The sequence below is a fragment of the Nostoc sp. ATCC 53789 genome, assembly GCF_009873495.1.
GTDB lineage: Bacteria > Cyanobacteriota > Cyanobacteriia > Cyanobacteriales > Nostocaceae > Nostoc > Nostoc muscorum_A.
Genome location: NZ_CP046703.1, coordinates 2,152,921 through 2,170,070 on the forward strand (window position 1 = coordinate 2,152,921; position 17,150 = coordinate 2,170,070).

Genomic DNA, 17,150 nt, shown 5'->3' on the forward strand with positions numbered 1-17,150 from the left:
AGTGCCACTTATTGCCAGTTATATCGAGTAAAAAATACTTTTTATTAATCGCGTTGCAATCGTTTTAACTCGTTTTGCAGGTCTAGCACTTCTTGACGCAATTTATCCACATTTTCATCACTTGATCCCTCTTTCACCGTTGGTTCTTCATCTTCCTCTAAAATTTCAATGCGACGAGGTTCCGAAGGAGGTGTTTTCTCGGAGGTTTCAGCAGATGGTTGTGCTTGTTGGGCTTGCTTCATCATTTCTTCAACAAAGCGGCGGGCTTCTTCTGTGTTCATTTCGCCCTTTGCCACCATTTCATCTGCCAGTTTTTGGACTTGCGATCGCACTTGGGCTAATTTCCCCCCTGCTTTCTCACCTGCGTAAGAAGCTAATCCAACACCGAGGTAAAAAGCTTTTTGAACAATATCTCCAAAACCAGCCATTGTTGCTGACCGCTCCTAAAAATAGGGCGACCCGGAGACTACGCCTATTACAAGCCTCCCGTGTTGCTGCTACCTTCCGGTTCTGACAAGATTTGGGTGTTGCAATCGCATAGATCCAGGTCTTCTAAAAGCATAACATGAAAAACTAGTAAGTGTGTGTTATTCCATAACAATTCGCCATTCGTAAAGTTGATAGTTGACGCAGCCGTGTTTTACCAACGGGTCATCAGCGACAATTGCTTCTGCTTCCTCCTTAGAGGCTGCTTCAAACAGCAACATTCCGCCTCTTTGTTCTGCCCAATAGCCTGTTCGTGCTTTGTGTCCTTTAGCAATCAAGTCCTGGATGTAGGCTTTGTGAGCAGGTACATATTGGTCAAAGGTAGGTTTATCGACTTTCCCTTCTTCAATTTTGACAAACCACGGCATTTACTTGCGACCTCTCATAATAATGTTTATGACAACATTACTGATAAAATTTCTAAAATGCGAGAACTTTACCCAGCGATCGAGCCTTACCGAGAAGGTAGTTTACAGGTTTCCGACCTACATACCATTCATTTTGAAGAGTCAGGAAATCCCCAAGGTCAACCCATCGTTTTGCTGCATGGTGGGCCTGGTGGTGGATGTCCACCTTTTTATCGGCAATATTTCCACCCAGAAAAATGGCGGATAGTGATGTTTGACCAGCGTGGTTGTGGTCAAAGTACGCCCCATGCTGAATTACGAGAAAACACCACTTGGGATTTAGTCAGTGATATCGAAAAACTACGCCAACATTTAGGTATAGAAAAATGGGCGGTTTTCGGTGGTAGTTGGGGTAGCACTTTATCATTAGCCTACAGCCAAAGCCATCCTTCTCGCTGCACGGCATTAATTCTCCGTGGTATTTTTATGCTGAGGCAAAAAGAGTTGCGATGGTTTTACCAAGAGGGCGCTAGCTATATTTTTCCTGATGCTTGGGAAGCTTATGTCGAACCAATTGCGATCGCAGAACGTGATGATATGATCGCAGCATATTACAAACGCTTGACCAGTCCCGATTTAGAAATTCAATTAGCAGCGGCGCGTGCTTGGTCAATTTGGGAAGCTAGTACCAGTAGACTTTTTTTAGACCCAGAACTCATGCAAAAGTTTGGCGAGAGCGAATTTGCTTCAGCTTTCGCACGCATTGAATGCCATTACTTTATGAATAAGGGCTTTTTGGAAACAGAAGATCAATTACTCTTAAATGTTGACCGTATCCGCCATATTCCGGCTGTAATTGTTCAGGGACGATATGATGTAGTCTGTCCAATGATATCAGCTTGGGAATTACATCGAGCTTGGCCAGAAGCAGAATTTATAGTGGTTTCTGATGCTGGACATTCGATGAGTGAACCAGGAATTCGTAGTGCTTTGATTGAAGCAACAGATAATATTTAATTAGGTTGAATACTTAGCTTGTGGAACGGAGAAGTTCGCTAAGAAAGGGGATGTTAAGACCAAATCTCCAACAAAGCAATCCCTTGTAAAATGGGAAACTTACACTATATGTAAAGCATCAGTGTAAGTAGTTCACTACAAAAAAGAGATATGCGAATCCCCAAGAGCGCCAAGAATAGAGAGTTACTCATTTAGTGCAGCTTCACATTCAATGGTATAATATTTAATTATTTTGATTAGCAAGCTCAGTTGTTTTAAATATTTAGCTACTTATTGAAAGTCGCTTATGTTGCTTCGATGGCTTCTCAATAAGTAGCTAGGCGTAAATAAATTAAAGTTTGTAGTAAGGACTTTAGTCCTAGTAAAACTTGCTAAGCTAATCGTCATTTAAATTGCATCATTTTCATGGTAATAAAAGCTGCAAACCCTCTCCCTTGCTCCCTGCCCCTCTGCAATCTCAATATGCAAATTAAATGCTTAACAGCTTATTAACGATGAATTGTTGACTACGAATTAGGCTTTCCGGTGTATTTAATTGTACTTGCTTAGTATGTATTTCTATTAGGACTTACGCAAAATATCTCTCAAACTATGATTTCTCCGTGCCCTCTGTGGTAGCCTGCGCCAAGCCACTTGGTGTCTACGTTATTTCGTAACTCGTGCGTAAGTTCTATCTATATATGACTAGTATCTTGAAATGCACAAAAGTGAGATTTAACCTGGAAAAAACCTTTAAGAATTCGTTTGAGTGAACTAAACTTAACCCACCTGATAGCTGTAGTTACTTCTACCCACTGCCGTTTTCTTTTACTTGCTTCTGGATAATCTTCACTCAGCATCTCAACTGGTAACAAATACATCTTGACACGATAACTTTTGCCTCCTTTGCGGTACTTATAAGTGCCCAGTTCATTGGTGTCTACCTGCCCAATTACCCCTGCTTCTTCCCAAGCTTCTTTGGCTGCTGAAGCGGGCGGACTCATGCCATTAGGAATATCTCCTTTTGGAATCACCCAGTGTTGAAAGTTACGGGTCGTGATTAGCAAGATTTCAACTTTGCCATTGTTCACTCTATAAGGAATCACCCCAGATTGTTTAAACACTTTGCTGACTTTTCGACCCATGTAATTTACATCCTGTACGGTTTAGCTTTTTTGTATAATGGTTATTTCAAAAAGTCTAACGCTGATACCGGATAAGTTTTGGTTAAATTTAGGTTAGGATGAGGTTAAAAAAATTTTATTATCCATAAGAGTTAATTATTGAAAGTTTTTTATTAATTTCGTCATCTTGTTTGTGGGCAAGAATACATCAAACTATGTTAAGGAATATAAAATCAAGTAAATTGGCTCTTAGTAAGCGGCTTTAGCCCTGACTACAAACCTTTAATTATTCATGCCCACTTATTTAACTCTGCCGCTTAGACTAGAGGCGGAGCCTTCTAGTTGCATTCCTAGTTAGAACTGGGAAGGAGATTATGAAGTTTTTAAAGGGGTGGGTTGAGGTTGATGTAGATGAAAAATGTTTTGTATACACCACGTTTTGCATCTATATAAGAATTGCAATATCTATGGTCTTAATATAAAGTCAACTCACTTAAAAAGTGTACTCCTGATGGCTGATTGACAAATGCAGCCCTCTTACAAACATCACATCTTCTGGTTTAATGACAGAAGATATACCACCAATGTAATTAACTTGACTTTTTCAGATTTTGGTAGATATATAGCGAAGATATTGCATTTAAATCTACTTCTTTCTGCTCATCTTCATTTTCATTAGTATTTTTAAATAGAACTGTAAACGCACCAGCACCTAACCTATCTTGAGGAAACATCCGATAACAAGGTATTGTAGTTAAATGCGACTGATATTTAGTTAAATTACTAATTTCCATCGCTTGAAACTGGGGAAAGCGTTCCAAAAACCATTCGCAAACTTGCTCATTCTCTTCGGGTGAATATGTGCAAGTCATATAAGCTAAATAACCTTGTGGTGAAACAAGTTTAGCAGAGTTAGCTATAATTCGCTTTTGCCGATTTGCACTCTTGTTAATAGCAGTTGGGTGAAAACATCCGGGTGCTTTTTCACCTTTAGCCAGTAAAGATTGCCCAGTACAAGGAGCATCTACTATTACTAAGTTGCTAGAGTAGGAAAATATTTCGGCAAATATACTCGAATCTCTATTAACTATTGCACTAGGGCTAATCTGGCAACGTTTCAAATTAGAAATTAGCATCCCTAGACGTTTACCAATTACTTCATTACTGATAAGCAATTCAGGTTGCAAAGCTTTCCAAGCAAAGATACTTTTACCTCCTGGTGCGGCACACATATCAAAAACTAAATGCACTGACTGAGGAATTGCTAATAAAGTAGTAGCTGCAAATATTGAAGAGAAATCTAAACAATAGAAATACCCTTGTTGATGTAAGGGATGCTGACCGGGTTTTTCTCCCAAGCATAAACGGTCAGTAAATTGTGGTTGCCAATAGGTTGGTGTTTCCACTGCTAAAGGTGAAAATTCTGGCTTTCCTTTACACCAAAGAATACTGGGTGAAAAAGGCTGAGGATTCATTAAAGCCTCAATAAATTTTTCTTGTTCATCTAGATTAGTGAACAAACGCCGTGAGACTTTAAGTAATAAATTAGAAGGTTTTTCCATCTGGATATATAAATAATAAAATTTTTCACAAATCAGAGTAGAGATGCAATTGTGTGGAAATCAATATGAAAGATGACGCTTCTTAATTACGAATTAGGTTGTATCAAAATCCAAATCAAACTGTTACACAAGAACAATGTAATCAAGCCTTTTGGCTTCATACTCAAAATATAATGACCGCCATTCAGAACGCAATGGCCAAGCTACCCCACTGCACCGGAGAAGGTCATGTTCTTAGATAGTTTTCCGCAAAAGTTACGCAAAGAAGCACAACTATGGAGGGATGAAGGATTAATTAGTTCTTCGCTGTATGAGCAAATAGCAGAACGTTATCAATTTAAAAACCTGGAAGCTGCTGTACGCGATCGCAATAAAGCGATCGCGATCGCTGTAGGCAGCATCCTTTTATGCTTAGGCATAATTACCTTTGTATCAGGAAACTGGCAGGGAGGTTCGCGGGAAGTCAAATTTATTCTCATGATGAGTTTGTTTTTTGCGATCGCTATTACCGGTTTTTACAATTGGATAACACCTGAAGGAAAGAAGCCGCAAAAAAGTAAACGCTTACTGGGAGAAGGGTTGCTCATTTTAAGCGCCTTCATTTTCGGCGCAAATATACTGCTGATGGCTCAGATGTTCAATATCGCCGGTTCAACTTCCCAACTTTTTCTCGCCTGGGGGTTGGGTGTTGTGGTGATGGCCTTCAGTTTGTCCATAAATTCTTTAGGAATTCTGTCAATTGTCCTCGTGGAAATCGGGTATTGGACGGGATTAGAAGACTTATGGTACGCAACAGGAGAGTTAACTTGGTCGCGGTTAGTGGTGCAGCATTTGCCTTTGTTGGCATGGCTGGTATTTGTCCCCTTAGCCTACTTCTGCCGATCGCGCTGGATTTTTGGTCTAGCAGCCTTTGTTTTCGCTAGTTCATTACAAGCTAACCTTAATCCTCTGCCACTGCTGAATTATGCTGATATAGCGCCTTGGGTGGCATCTTTTGCTTTTGCACTCCCACCTGCATTATTCTGGAGTTATGACGATCTGCTGTTTCCAACCATAAATTACAGGTTGTTTCAATCTCTGGCACGTAATTTAGCGTTGGTTAGCTTTGGTGGTGTGTTTTACGTTCTGTCTTTTCGTTGGGTTTGGGAATCTGCAAATTATGGTTATAATCAGCCAACGAACTTGACTAACTTGTTCCAGTCTCTGCCGATCATCGATTTGGGGATTCTCAGTGGCTTGGCGGTATTGCAATGGTTATTTCTACTGCGTCAAAGAAATAATCCTCCGCGCCGCGAAGTGATTTTCACAACTGCTGTTATTGGTACTTTTCTTGCCTTTATTGCCATAGTACCTTTTTGGCATCAAACTATCAGTCGGATTGATGAACTTGGTGTTTTTATTTTCAATGTACTTCTAGCAACATTAGCATGGGGACTAATTCAAGAAGGATTGAAATTAAGCAACAGAAGTTCCTTTTGGGGCGGTATGCTGTTAGTGACACTGCAAATTATCAGTCGCGTGCAAGAGTACGACACCGACTTACTTTTCAAGTCTCTAGTCTTTATCTTGTGCGGTTCCGCTTTAATTAGCGCTGGACTCTGGTTTGAACGCCGTTTACCTGGTGGTAGCTCTGCAAGTAAAAAGTAGTACAAATTCAGCATGGGCTAAACGCCCCGCAACGCTAACAGAATTCAGGAATTTCCCCATCATCAACATCTCTATCTCTGTGCGTCAAAATTTTTAAAGTTTCTCTGCGTTAGTCCTAATCTCGTTACTTTTGACCTCCTCAATTCCTCTGCTTTTTAGGACTACGCTCATGACTAATAGTTCTTCTGAATCTAAAAATAAAACCTTGTCTCCCGAAGCCGAGTTCTCCAGTAAGGTGACTTTTCGGGATTACTTGATTGCTACTGAACAAAAATCGAATAAGCCCTTACCTTTTTGGCGGTTACTAGCTCCCCTGGCGCTACAAACAGGGTTAATCATGGCAGTACCAGCCCAAGCCGTTTATACAGATGTGACAGGTAAAACGGTGATTTTGCAAACCGTACCTGTAGACCCAAACAATGTACTAGACGGTAATACATTAGCGCTAGATTACAACATATCCCGTCCCGCAAATTTGAGGAGATTACCTGGTTGGCAAACAATTGTCAGCAAAGGCCGTGGAAGCGGCAGAAGATTGCCTGAAGGAACCAATATCTACGTGACTTTGCAAGAGCAACTATCCAATGGTAACGGTGTTCCTAGAGCTTGGAGACCGTTACGAGTCAGTAGCGATCGCCCAACATCTCTAAGAGCCAATCAGGTAGCCTTAAAAGGTGTTTATCAGGATGGTTCCGTTAACTACGGCTTGGAAACCTATTACATCCCAGAAAACCAACGCCAGCAGATTAGCAACGATTTGCGAACCCAACGCGCCCGCAGAGGACAAGTACCCCCCATTGTGGTGAAAGCGAAAGTAGATCCACAGGGTAAAGCTGTTCCAGTTAGTATGTGGGTACGCGATCGCAACTATCGCTTTTAAGCTGTTATATGTAAACATGGAAGGTTTATTTCCAAAGTTCTGAGCGTCACCAACTGGCGCTCAGAATTTTCTGTTTGTCATTAGACTTTTCCAAAAAAAAATGTAGAGACGTAGCAGTGCTACGTCTCTACAAAGGTTCTGGATAACGCATAATTAATTTCTGGAGAAGTCTAATGCCTCCTCAGCACTGACTACTACTAAGGCACAATCAGCACTGGGCAAGGGGAAAGGTTAATCACGCGAGTGGTCACACTATCATCCGCTCCCTCTTCAGTTAAGCCTAGCCCTCGGCAGCCCATAATAATTAAATCAGCCCCAATTTCATCAGCGACATCGCAGATAGTAAAAGCTGGTTTACCTTGCCTTTCCAGAATTTCGGATTGAATTCCTTGCCCAGAAAATAAAGATTGGGCATTTTCTAGCAGTTTTGCAACTACTTCTGGTGAAACCATCGGATCTGCACTAGGCGCATCTGGAGCATCTGGAGGCTGTTCTTCTACCACAGACAGCAGCACCAAGCGACTGCTGTATTTTTTGACTACGTTGGTAACAACATCAGCAGCTTCCCGCGTTTCCCGGCTTTGATCGATAGGAAATAGTACTGTCTTAAATATCTCTGTCACTTGGGTACCCCTGACTCCGGTAAAATCTTGATGGTTCTACTTTCAAAACAATAACAAAAAGGCAATCAGGAGAGTTTGGTGTGTCCAAAAAAAGTTTAGCAAGTTTATCTTCAGCTGATATATCTGGGAAACGTGCCTTAGTGCGGGTTGACTTTAACGTGCCTGTGGACGATCAAGGCAACATTACCGACGATACTCGCATTCGCGCCGCTCTCCCAACCATCCAAGATTTAACGCAGAAGGGTGCTAAAGTCATTCTCGCAAGTCATTTTGGCCGTCCCAAGGGTGTGGATGACAAATTACGCCTAACTCCCGTTGCCAAGCGTCTCTCTGAGTTACTGGGGCAAGAAGTCATTAAAACTGATGACTCTATTGGCGATGAAGTTGCAGCAAAAGTTGCCGCTTTGCAAAATGGCCAAGTGCTATTACTAGAAAATGTCCGTTTTTACAAAGAAGAAGAGAAAAACGACCCAGAATTTGCGAAAAAGTTGGCAGCTAATGCTGACTTTTATGTAAATGATGCTTTTGGTACTGCACACCGCGCCCATGCTTCTACTGAAGGTGTGACTAAATTTCTCAGCCCTTCTGTGGCTGGATATTTGGTTGAGAAGGAATTGCAATATCTGCAAAACGCTATTGAAAATCCCCAACGTCCTTTGGCGGCAATTATTGGCGGTTCCAAAGTTTCCAGCAAAATTGGTGTAATTGAAACCCTGTTGGAGAAGTGCGACAAGCTGATTATTGGCGGTGGGATGATTTTCACCTTCTACAAAGCCCGTGGTTTGAATGTTGGTAAGTCGTTGGTAGAAGAAGACAAGCTAGAACTAGCGAAATCTTTGGAAGCTAAGGCTAAGGAACGAGGCGTTGCTTTATTGCTGCCCACAGATGTGGTATTGGCAGATAACTTTGCCCCTGATGCCAATTCTCAAACCGTTAGCATTGAGAATATCCCCGATGGTTGGATGGGTTTGGATATTGGGCCAGACTCGGTGAAATTTTTCCAAGAAGCCCTTGCAGATACCAAAACGGTAATTTGGAACGGGCCAATGGGTGTATTTGAGTTTGATAAGTTTGCGGCAGGTACGGAAGCGATCGCTCATACTCTCGCCGAAATCGGTAAAACTGGTACAACCACCATCATTGGCGGTGGCGACTCAGTAGCGGCTGTGGAAAAGGTTGGTTTAGCAGACCAAATGAGCCACATTTCCACCGGCGGCGGCGCTAGCTTGGAGTTACTTGAAGGCAAAGTATTGCCTGGAATTGCAGCTTTAGATGATGCGTAAGTAAAAAATGGGGACAAGGGGACAAGGGGACAAGAGGTGAGAACTTGAAACAAGTCTTTCCCCTTGTCCCCAATTCTCCTTGTCCCCAAGTCCTCTTCCCAATGCCCAATCCCCAATCCCTAAATATGGAAACTAAATGGCTGGAATGGGCGCAAAAGTTACAAGCGATCGCTCAAAATGGTCTAACCTATTCTGAAGGGCCTTTTGATATTGAACGCTATAAACAATTACGAGCGATCGCCACAGAAATCATGGCGACTTACTCGAACGTAGAACACAGCTATGTCCTCGATTTATTTAGCAGTGAAGTCGGATATGCAACTCCCAAAGTTGATGTGCGGGCGGCGATTTTTTACGAAAATACTATATTGTTAGTCAAAGAAAAAGCTGACGGTTGCTGGAGTTTACCTGGTGGATGGGCTGATGTTGGCGAGTCACCCAGTGAAGTAGTTGTGAAAGAAGTATATGAAGAATCTGGATATCAAGCACGCGCTATTAAATTACTAGCAGTTTATGACAGAAACAAACAGGGACATCCACCGTTACCTTTTTATGTCTATAAACTGTTTTTTAAATGTGAACTTATCGGTGGTTCTCCATCATCAAGTATTGAAACTGAAGATGTAGGTTTTTTCTCTGAAGATGCTTTACCAGAACTTTCTCTGGGACGGGTGACACCAGCGCAAATCACGCGACTTTTTCAACATTATCGCCAACCAGACTTACCGACAGATTTTGATTAATCAATTAGACGCGGATACTTTTAAGGAAATATTGCTAACTGGGTTTCTGGGTCAAAAAAGTGAATTTTCTCTGGAGTTAGAGATAACCATAGTTGCTCACCAGGTTGTACAAGACGATCTGGTGGGATTCGCACTTGTAAGGAATTGGCTGTAGTGGCAGGCTGAGAACCAGGTTCGGCAATCTTAACAGCGAGAAAGGAATCGTTACCGAGATTCTCTACCAAATCTACTTGCACTGGTAGATTTTTGGTAGCAGGCATACTCAAGTTCAAGTGTTCTGGGCGAATGCCTAAAATTAGAGTTTTCCCATCATACTTTTGTAAAGCTTTTCCCCACACTTCTGGCAGGGTGAAACGCAACTGAGAATGCGTAATTAACTGCGGGGCATGAAATTCCACAGGAATAAAATTCATCGGTGGTGAACCAATGAACTCTGCGACAAAAAGGTTGGCAGGACGGTTGTAAAGTTCTAGGGGAGAAGCAACTTGCTGAATTTTACCCTCAGACATAATCGCAATGCGATCGCCCATTGTCATCGCTTCTGTTTGATCGTGGGTAACGTAAATTGTCGTTGTCCCAAGTTGGCGCTGCAATTTCACAATTTGGGCGCGGGTTTCCGCCCGCAATTTGGCATCTAAGTTAGAAAGCGGTTCATCCATTAAAAATACTTGGGGGTCACGTGCGATCGCTCTTCCCAATGCAACCCGTTGTCTTTGTCCCCCAGATAGCTGTTTGGGTAAGCGATTCAGCAATGTTTCAATTTGTAACAGTTGGGCAACACTACGCACCTGCTGATCCACCGCCCGTTCTTTCTCAGAAGTGTAGCGCAATCCTTTAGGTAACTTTCTTGTCGCCCCCACGAAGAGATTTTCTGCCCACGTCCGAAGATAGGGAGTATTTTCTCCTCTGCTCCTCTGCTCCTCGGCTCCCCTGCTTCCCCTACGGCGCAGTCCAAAAGCGATGTTGTCATACACCGTCATGTGGGGATAGAGGGCGTAATTTTGAAACACCATTGCGATATCGCGTTCTTTGGGTGGTAGATCATTGATTAAGCGATCGCCTACCCAGATATTACCGCCAGTCATCACTTCTAACCCAGCAATTAACCGCAGCAAGGTACTTTTTCCACAACCAGAAGGGCCTACCAGCACCATAAACTCGCCATCTGCGATCGTCAGGTTAATCCGTCGCAAGACGTTAACACTTCCCGCACGTTCTTGCGCTGCATCAGTTTTCTCCCCAGGCGTGGGGGAAGATTGGTTTTGTGAGGTAACACCTTCACCTTTACGTGAGGAAAAACTTTTATAAACGTTTTCTAAAATAACTTGGGACACAACTAATTATTTGATTGGGAATTGGGAATTGGAGGATAATTACGACTGACTAATGACAGTTTAGCGCCCATAATACACGTTCTCTGTAAATACGAAAAGTTAACAAAATAGTTTGCACCATCAAAAGCAAACTACGCTAGATTTTAGGGCTGTCAGGAGGTGTTGTTATGACTACCGATCTACCTCAAAATCTTTCCTCAGATCCAAATATTAACCCTGTCCATGACATTGTAGACGTACAAACCACAGATTGTTGCATTGTGGGTGGGGGCCCAGGCGGAGCAGTATTGGCGCTGTTGTTAGCGCGTCAAGGCATTTCGGTGATGCTGCTGGAAGCACACAAAGACTTCGATCGCGATTTTCGCGGTGATACGATTCATCCATCAGTGATGGAAATTATGGAAGAATTAGGACTTAGCGATCGCTTGCTAGAACTCCCCCATGCCAAAATGCGCCAAATTAGGTTTAAAACACCTGAAGATACTGTCACTTTGGCAGATTTTAGTCACTTAAAAACCCGCTACCCCTACATTACGATGCTTCCCCAGGTGAAATTTCTGGAGTTCATCACCCAAGAAGCACAAAAATATCCTAGTTTCCATCTGGTAATGGGTGCGAATGTGCAAGAATTAATTGCCGAAAATGGCGTAATTCAAGGTGTCCGCTATCGGGGAGGGGGTGGTTGGCATGAAGTCCGGGCAATACTGACAGTGGGTGCAGACGGTCGCCACTCACGTTTACGCCACCTGGGTGAGTTTGAGTCAATCGAAACCTCGCCGCCAATGGATATTCTTTGGTTTCGTCTACCGCGTCAGCCAGAAGACCCAGAGGGGGGAATGGGGCGCTTTGGTCAAGGTAAAATCATCGCTATGCTTGACCGTGGTGATGAGTGGCAAGTTGCTTATGTCATCCCCAAGGGAGGCTATCAAAAATTGCGGGCTGAGGGTTTGGAGGAATTAAAAAAATCTGTTGTGGAAGTAGTGCCAGAATTCCAGCAACGCATCCAAAATTTACATGACTGGTCACAAATAGCTTTTCTCTCAGTGGAATCCAGCCGCGTCAAACGCTGGTATCATCCGGGACTGTTACTCATCGGTGATGCGGCTCATATAATGTCCCCCGTGGGTGGAGTTGGGATTAACTACGCGATTCAAGATGCTGTCGTCGCCGCGAATGTACTCAGCAAACCGCTCAAAAACGGACAAGTACAACTTAGCGACCTAGCAAAAGTACAGCGTCAACGCGAATTGCCCACACGTATCATTCAGGCGTTTCAAACTTTTATCCAAAAGCGGGTATTTGCGCCAGTTCTCACCTCAAATAACACCTTTGTACCACCTGCGTTTTTGCGCTTACCTATCTTGCGCGACCTACCAGCCAGATTGATCGCCTTCGGTGTTTTCCCCTCTCACGTCAAGACTTAATTTTTGCCAATAATTTTTTCTCTTTCTTAAATTAGTGGTACAATTATACTACTCAATGCAGAATTGAATGCTCAATTTAGTCAAGCGAGAGTGGCGGACGGCATACTTAATGCTGTTCAAAGCGATCGCTTGGCTTTTATGCTAGAAAGGACTAAAAAGAATTCAGCACCCAGGAGTCAGGAGTCAGAATTGATAAAGAGTTTAGTATGATTGGTATATTCATTCATCAAGTGTTCTCCTGACTTCTGAATTCTGACTCCTGAATTCTGTTAGAAAATTTGTTCAAATATTATTAAAAAATGCAAACAATTAAACATATCTAGATATTAATTGGCACTACATAGAAAAACCCCCACCTTCTCTTCTCAATCAGTACTTTTTGCAGTCAGGAGTAATTTTAATGAACAGCTGCGTTTTGATGGCGGAAATTATTAACGAACCACAACTCCGCTATACAGCCGATAATTTGGGAGTTACGGAAATGCTGGTGCAGTTTCCCAATTCCCTGAAACCAGAAGATCCGCCAGCCACCCTGAAAGTTGTCGGCTGGGGGAATTTAGCGACAGAAATTCAGCAAAACTACCACCAAGGCGATCGCGTCATCTTGGTAGGGCGTTTAGGCATGAATACTGTTCCGATGGAAGGTTTTAAAGAAAAACGCGCTGAATTGACAGTGCAACAAATTCAACCTGTCGGAGGTAGTTTTAATACTGATCCATTGCCTTCAGCAACCGCAACTCCATCATTCACTGAAACTACTCCACGACAACCATCAGCATCTCGTCCTCCCCAGAAAGAAGTTAACACTTACGAATCACCACGTCCAGCGCCTACTCCGGCTGCAAATCCTGTTGGCGTTGCTCCCCAAGCGACAAATTACGAACCCGTACCCCAATCTACAAATTATGAGCGAACCACTTATCCAGCAGTGAAAGCGGAAGAACCAGATCCAGATGATATTCCTTTCTAAAGTTGGTAGTTGGGCGTGTATTCAATTTGTTAACCAACATCACAATTAGACAATTTCTACAAATAGCCATCCTTTAGGGTGTGCTATTTTTTTGTCTGTGTTGACGCTTTTCGTCTTGTCGTGACACATGGCTTTAGCTATCGAACAGTTAGGAATGGATAATTTTAATCTCTAAATTCTAAGTTTCAGCCTCTATTTTGCATCTTAATAGACTTCATCATGGCTACCAATATCAATCAATAAAATAACCATTTCTAACAACTTCTCATCCTCCGAAAAATTAAAGATAATTCTACAATCATAAGCAACAGAACAAGACCACAAACCCGCTAAATTCCCTGTTAACTTATGAGACTTCAAAGACGGTGTAAATGGATCATCTGCTAAAAGCCTTAATACATTAACAATTTGATTCTTTAATTGCGGGTTTTTCTTTGTAATCTTCCTAAAAGAGCGCTTAAATCCACTACTCCAGACAACTTCCACCATCATCTCCGAGTAAATCAGCGATCAAATCATCAACGCTTCCTCTCTTTGCTGTCCCATCCTTAAAAGCCTGCATTACTTCCTGAGCATTAGCCAAAATTTCAACCCGCCGATTCTCAATTCGTTGCTGGCGAAGAAACTCAAATAAATACTCTTTATCTTCTGTGGGCAAACTTTCAATAGAATTAATAATTTCTTGTAAAGTCATCATAGAACCTCCTAATCAAGTAAATCCTACCTTTACTAACTCTATTTTAATCTCTATTTCCATTGCCTCAGCTTCTTAAATTTAGCCAATTTCGGCAAGAATTATGATATGGTCCAACCACCGTAGGGGCAAATGTTTCTGGAAAGTAAAAGCAGGATTAGCGTAGGCGTAGGCATCGCCAGGGCAATCATCACTAAACATCATGAGCCGATCGCAATTTGCAGAAGTCACAAGCAGTTGTATATCGCAGATGTATATTGTGGAAGTATGTGAGAAACTGCCAAAAAGTGTAAAAATTAAATTTACTCACATATACATCAAAACTATTGTTAAAATCAAATAATTTTAAGTTAATATTTCTACCCAACTCCTATGAGAGAAACTGTCCTAGAGGTTCGCAATCTCCAAGTTGAATTTCCCGGTGATGGCAACACAGTCAGAGCTTTGGATGGTATTTCCTTTGGACTGCATCGAGGTGAAACTCTAGGAATAGTAGGAGAATCGGGGAGTGGTAAATCAGTGACAGCCCTAGCTGTGATGGGTTTGTTGCAAAGTCCCGGTATAGTTACTGGGGGTGAAATCTGGTTTCGTCCGCAGGAGAATGGGAACCCCATCGATTTGGTAAAATTGCCTCCTGAGCAAATGCAGTTACACCGGGGTGGCGACATCGCCATGATTTTTCAAGAACCGATGAGTTCGCTTAATCCGGTTTATGACATTGGGTTTCAGCTAACAGAAGCGATTATGCGGCATCAAAAGGTGTCAGCAGCCCAAGCACGACAAATTGCGATCGCAGGTCTACAAGAGGTTAAACTTCTACCTAGCGATGAAGATATACAGCAGCAATATATCGAAACTTGGCATCAAACCAACAGCAATTCATCGAAACCAGAACCATCAAAGTTGGCCCAGTTGGTTAAAGAACACAAAGAAGCCATGCTGGAACGCTACCCTCATGAACTTTCTGGGGGTCAGTTGCAACGGGTAATGATTGCAATGGCAATTTCTTGCAACCCATTAATCTTAATTGCCGATGAACCAACTACAGCTTTGGATGTGACGGTGCAAGCGACTATTTTGGACTTGTTGCGAGAATTGCAGCAAAGTCGTGATATGGCAATGATTTTCATCACCCACGATTTAGGGCTAATTTCAGAAATTGCTGATCAAGTAGCGGTGATGTATAAAGGCAAAGTTGTCGAATCTGGTATTTCCGATCAAATTTTCAGCATTCCCCAGCATCCATATACTAAAGGTTTGATCGCTTGTCGCCCCACACTCAACCGCCGTCCCCAAAAATTACTTACCGTTTCTGACTACATGAGTGCAGAAGAGACAGCAACGGGACAAGTAGTAATTCAGGCGAAAGAACCTGCACTACCTATAGAAGTCACCACCGAAGAGATTGCTGCAAGATTAGCAAACTTCAATGAAAAGGAACCCCTGCTGCAAATCCGCAACCTGAAAGTTGGTTTTCCAGTGCGCGGGGTATTTGGTGGGACAAAACGCTACAATATGGCGGTTAATGGAGTTTCCTTTGATGTCAAGCCAGGAGAAACACTAGGTTTGGTGGGAGAATCTGGTTGTGGTAAAACCACCCTTGGCAGAACCTTGCTGCGCTTAATTGAACCGATGAGTGGTCAGATTATCTTTGAGAAACAAGATATTACTAGCCTCAAAGGAGAACCGTTGCAAAAATTGCGGCGGGAAATGCAAATAGTCTTCCAAAATCCTTTTAGTTCCCTCGATCCACGGATGAAGGTTGGCGACGCGGTGATGGAACCTTTGTTAATTCACGCCGTTGGGAAGACAAAGCAACAAAGACGGCAACGGGTAGTTGAACTATTAGAACGGGTAGGGTTGAGTGCAGATGCGATGAACCGCTATCCTCATCAGTTTTCTGGCGGTCAACGTCAACGGATTTGCATAGCCCGTTCTTTGGCATTGAATCCTAAGTTTATCATCTGTGATGAATCAGTTTCAGCGTTGGATGTTTCAGTACAGGCGCAGGTATTAAATCTTCTCAAAGAATTACAGTCAGATTTTCAGCTTACTTATATCTTTATTTCTCACGATTTAAGTGTGGTGAAATTTATGAGCGATCGCATTTTAGTCATGAATCGCGGTCAAATTGTTGAAGAAGGCACAGCCGAAAGCATTTACCAAGAACCCAAAGAGGAATACACGCAAAAATTAATTGCTGCGATTCCTACCGGTAGTGCTGAACGGGTGCGAAGTCGTCATCTACGGGCTTTGTAGTTAAAATTGTAGGGGCAATTCATGAATTGCCCCTACCTGACATAGGGCTTCCCATTTTGCTTTCAACAAATATTTGTGCAAACAAAATTAATTACATCTGCAAGTCCAGACTGAGTTTTTAAATTAGTAAAAATAAAAGGTTTATCACCGCGCATTTTTTTAGCATCTCGTTCCATCACACTTAAATCTGCACCAACATAAGGTGCTAAGTCAGTTTTGTTAATCACCAACAAATCAGACTTAGTAATACCTGGGCCACCCTTGCGGGGAATTTTATCACCAGCCGCAACATCGATGACGTAAATTGTTAAATCTACCAATTCGGGACTAAAGGTAGCAGCTAAGTTATCGCCACCACTTTCCAAAAATACCAAATCCAAATCGATAAAACGTTCTTCTAATTGTTCAATTGCCGCCAAATTCATCGAAGCATCTTCACGGATAGCAGTATGGGGACAACCACCAGTTTCTACACCCAAAATGCGATCGCTAGCCAACGCCTGAGAATGCACTAAAAACTGAGCATCTTCCTGAGTATAAATATCATTCGTCACCACGGCAATCTGATACTGCTCACGCAATCCCTTACACAAAGCATCAACTAAGGCCGTCTTCCCCGAACCCACTGGCCCAGCAACCCCCACTCTAAATGCGTTTATTGTCATTTGTCATTTGTCCTTTGTAATAATTAGACATCTCTAGAAATTAATTATGCGTTACCTGAAACCCTTGTAGAGACGTTGCAATGCAACGTCTCTACATTCATTTTCGGAAATGT

At 42.5% G+C, this 17,150-nt stretch carries 18 protein-coding genes and 1 other RNA gene; 8 read left to right on the top strand and 11 right to left on the bottom strand.

Annotation, left to right across the window (positions count from 1 at the left end):
- Positions 1 to 44 precede the first annotated feature (44 nt).
- The 3 genes from GJB62_RS08770 to GJB62_RS08780 form a co-directional block, all read right to left on the bottom strand.
- The gene (locus tag GJB62_RS08770) at positions 45 to 428 is read right to left on the bottom strand and encodes a phasin family protein (RefSeq protein WP_114085360.1); all 384 of its coding nucleotides are present in this window, start codon (positions 426 to 428) and stop codon (positions 45 to 47) included.
- A 25-nt stretch (positions 429 to 453) separates the two neighbouring features.
- An RNA gene (ffs, locus tag GJB62_RS08775) (signal recognition particle sRNA small type) lies at positions 454 to 550 on the bottom strand.
- Between the two features lie 37 nt (positions 551 to 587).
- Complete coding sequence (locus tag GJB62_RS08780) at positions 588 to 854, bottom strand: YciI family protein (RefSeq protein ID WP_012412163.1); 267 nt, start codon at positions 852 to 854, stop codon at positions 588 to 590.
- Positions 855 to 911: 57 nt separating this feature from the next.
- Here GJB62_RS08780 and pip point away from each other — a divergent pair, with 57 nt between their 5' ends.
- Complete coding sequence (gene pip, locus GJB62_RS08785; RefSeq protein WP_114085361.1) at positions 912 to 1,850, top strand: prolyl aminopeptidase; 939 nt, start codon at positions 912 to 914, stop codon at positions 1,848 to 1,850.
- A gap of 674 nt (positions 1,851 to 2,524) precedes the next feature.
- Here the strand turns inward: pip and GJB62_RS08790 are convergent.
- Entirely contained in the window at positions 2,525 to 2,974 is a 450-nt protein-coding gene (locus GJB62_RS08790) for an NUDIX hydrolase (RefSeq protein ID WP_114085362.1), read from the bottom strand.
- A 569-nt stretch (positions 2,975 to 3,543) separates the two neighbouring features.
- The gene (locus GJB62_RS08795; protein ID WP_114085363.1) at positions 3,544 to 4,515 is read right to left on the bottom strand and encodes an RsmB/NOP family class I SAM-dependent RNA methyltransferase; all 972 of its coding nucleotides are present in this window, start codon (positions 4,513 to 4,515) and stop codon (positions 3,544 to 3,546) included.
- A gap of 228 nt (positions 4,516 to 4,743) precedes the next feature.
- Here GJB62_RS08795 and GJB62_RS08800 point away from each other — a divergent pair, with 228 nt between their 5' ends.
- Complete coding sequence (locus tag GJB62_RS08800; protein WP_114085364.1) at positions 4,744 to 6,162, top strand: DUF2157 domain-containing protein; 1,419 nt, start codon at positions 4,744 to 4,746, stop codon at positions 6,160 to 6,162.
- Between the two features lie 169 nt (positions 6,163 to 6,331).
- Complete coding sequence (locus GJB62_RS08805) at positions 6,332 to 7,042, top strand: GDYXXLXY domain-containing protein (RefSeq protein WP_114085365.1); 711 nt, start codon at positions 6,332 to 6,334, stop codon at positions 7,040 to 7,042.
- Positions 7,043 to 7,239: 197 nt separating this feature from the next.
- Here the strand turns inward: GJB62_RS08805 and GJB62_RS08810 are convergent, their stop codons facing one another.
- Complete coding sequence (locus tag GJB62_RS08810; RefSeq protein WP_114085400.1) at positions 7,240 to 7,656, bottom strand: universal stress protein; 417 nt, start codon at positions 7,654 to 7,656, stop codon at positions 7,240 to 7,242.
- An 89-nt stretch (positions 7,657 to 7,745) separates the two neighbouring features.
- Between GJB62_RS08810 and GJB62_RS08815 the strand changes: the two genes are divergently transcribed.
- Together GJB62_RS08815 and GJB62_RS08820 are read left to right on the top strand one after the other, a co-directional pair.
- Positions 7,746 to 8,948, top strand: a complete 1,203-nt coding sequence (locus tag GJB62_RS08815) for a phosphoglycerate kinase (RefSeq protein ID WP_114085366.1) — start codon at positions 7,746 to 7,748, stop codon at positions 8,946 to 8,948.
- Positions 8,949 to 9,073: 125 nt separating this feature from the next.
- Positions 9,074 to 9,691 (top strand): NUDIX hydrolase, encoded by a 618-nt coding sequence (locus GJB62_RS08820; protein ID WP_114085401.1) that lies wholly within the window; start codon positions 9,074 to 9,076, stop codon positions 9,689 to 9,691.
- 20 nt (positions 9,692 to 9,711) lie between these two features.
- Here GJB62_RS08820 and GJB62_RS08825 read toward each other — a convergent pair whose 3' ends face one another.
- A complete protein-coding gene (locus GJB62_RS08825) occupies positions 9,712 to 11,025 on the bottom strand; it encodes an ABC transporter ATP-binding protein (RefSeq protein WP_114085367.1) in 1,314 nt (437 codons plus the stop codon).
- A 167-nt stretch (positions 11,026 to 11,192) separates the two neighbouring features.
- On the opposite strand from GJB62_RS08825, the gene GJB62_RS08830 reads away from it, so the two are divergent.
- Entirely contained in the window at positions 11,193 to 12,449 is a 1,257-nt protein-coding gene (locus GJB62_RS08830; protein WP_114085368.1) for an FAD-dependent oxidoreductase, read from the top strand.
- Positions 12,450 to 12,849: 400 nt separating this feature from the next.
- Positions 12,850 to 13,419 carry a single-stranded DNA-binding protein gene (locus tag GJB62_RS08835; protein ID WP_114085369.1) on the top strand — a complete coding sequence of 190 codons (570 nt, stop codon included), beginning with the start codon at positions 12,850 to 12,852 and terminating at the stop codon, positions 13,417 to 13,419.
- 204 nt (positions 13,420 to 13,623) lie between these two features.
- Here GJB62_RS08835 and GJB62_RS08840 read toward each other — a convergent pair whose 3' ends face one another.
- From GJB62_RS08840 to GJB62_RS08850, 3 genes are all read right to left on the bottom strand, one after another.
- Positions 13,624 to 13,905: a type II toxin-antitoxin system YafQ family toxin gene (locus tag GJB62_RS08840; RefSeq protein WP_114085402.1), complete on the bottom strand. Its 282-nt coding sequence runs from the start codon at positions 13,903 to 13,905 to the stop codon at positions 13,624 to 13,626.
- Complete coding sequence (locus tag GJB62_RS08845; RefSeq protein ID WP_114085370.1) at positions 13,886 to 14,116, bottom strand: hypothetical protein; 231 nt, start codon at positions 14,114 to 14,116, stop codon at positions 13,886 to 13,888. The genes GJB62_RS08840 and GJB62_RS08845 overlap by 20 nt, the downstream gene beginning before the upstream one ends.
- A 78-nt stretch (positions 14,117 to 14,194) precedes the next feature.
- Entirely contained in the window at positions 14,195 to 14,344 is a 150-nt protein-coding gene (locus tag GJB62_RS08850) for a hypothetical protein (protein WP_159402484.1), read from the bottom strand.
- 141 nt (positions 14,345 to 14,485) lie between these two features.
- On the opposite strand from GJB62_RS08850, the gene GJB62_RS08855 reads away from it, so the two are divergent.
- The gene (locus GJB62_RS08855; protein ID WP_114085371.1) at positions 14,486 to 16,372 is read left to right on the top strand and encodes an ABC transporter ATP-binding protein; all 1,887 of its coding nucleotides are present in this window, start codon (positions 14,486 to 14,488) and stop codon (positions 16,370 to 16,372) included.
- 62 nt (positions 16,373 to 16,434) lie between these two features.
- On the opposite strand, the gene ureG is transcribed toward GJB62_RS08855, so the two are convergent.
- Positions 16,435 to 17,031, bottom strand: a complete 597-nt coding sequence (gene ureG / locus GJB62_RS08860; RefSeq protein ID WP_114085403.1) for an urease accessory protein UreG — start codon at positions 17,029 to 17,031, stop codon at positions 16,435 to 16,437.
- Positions 17,032 to 17,150: the final 119 nt, after the last annotated feature.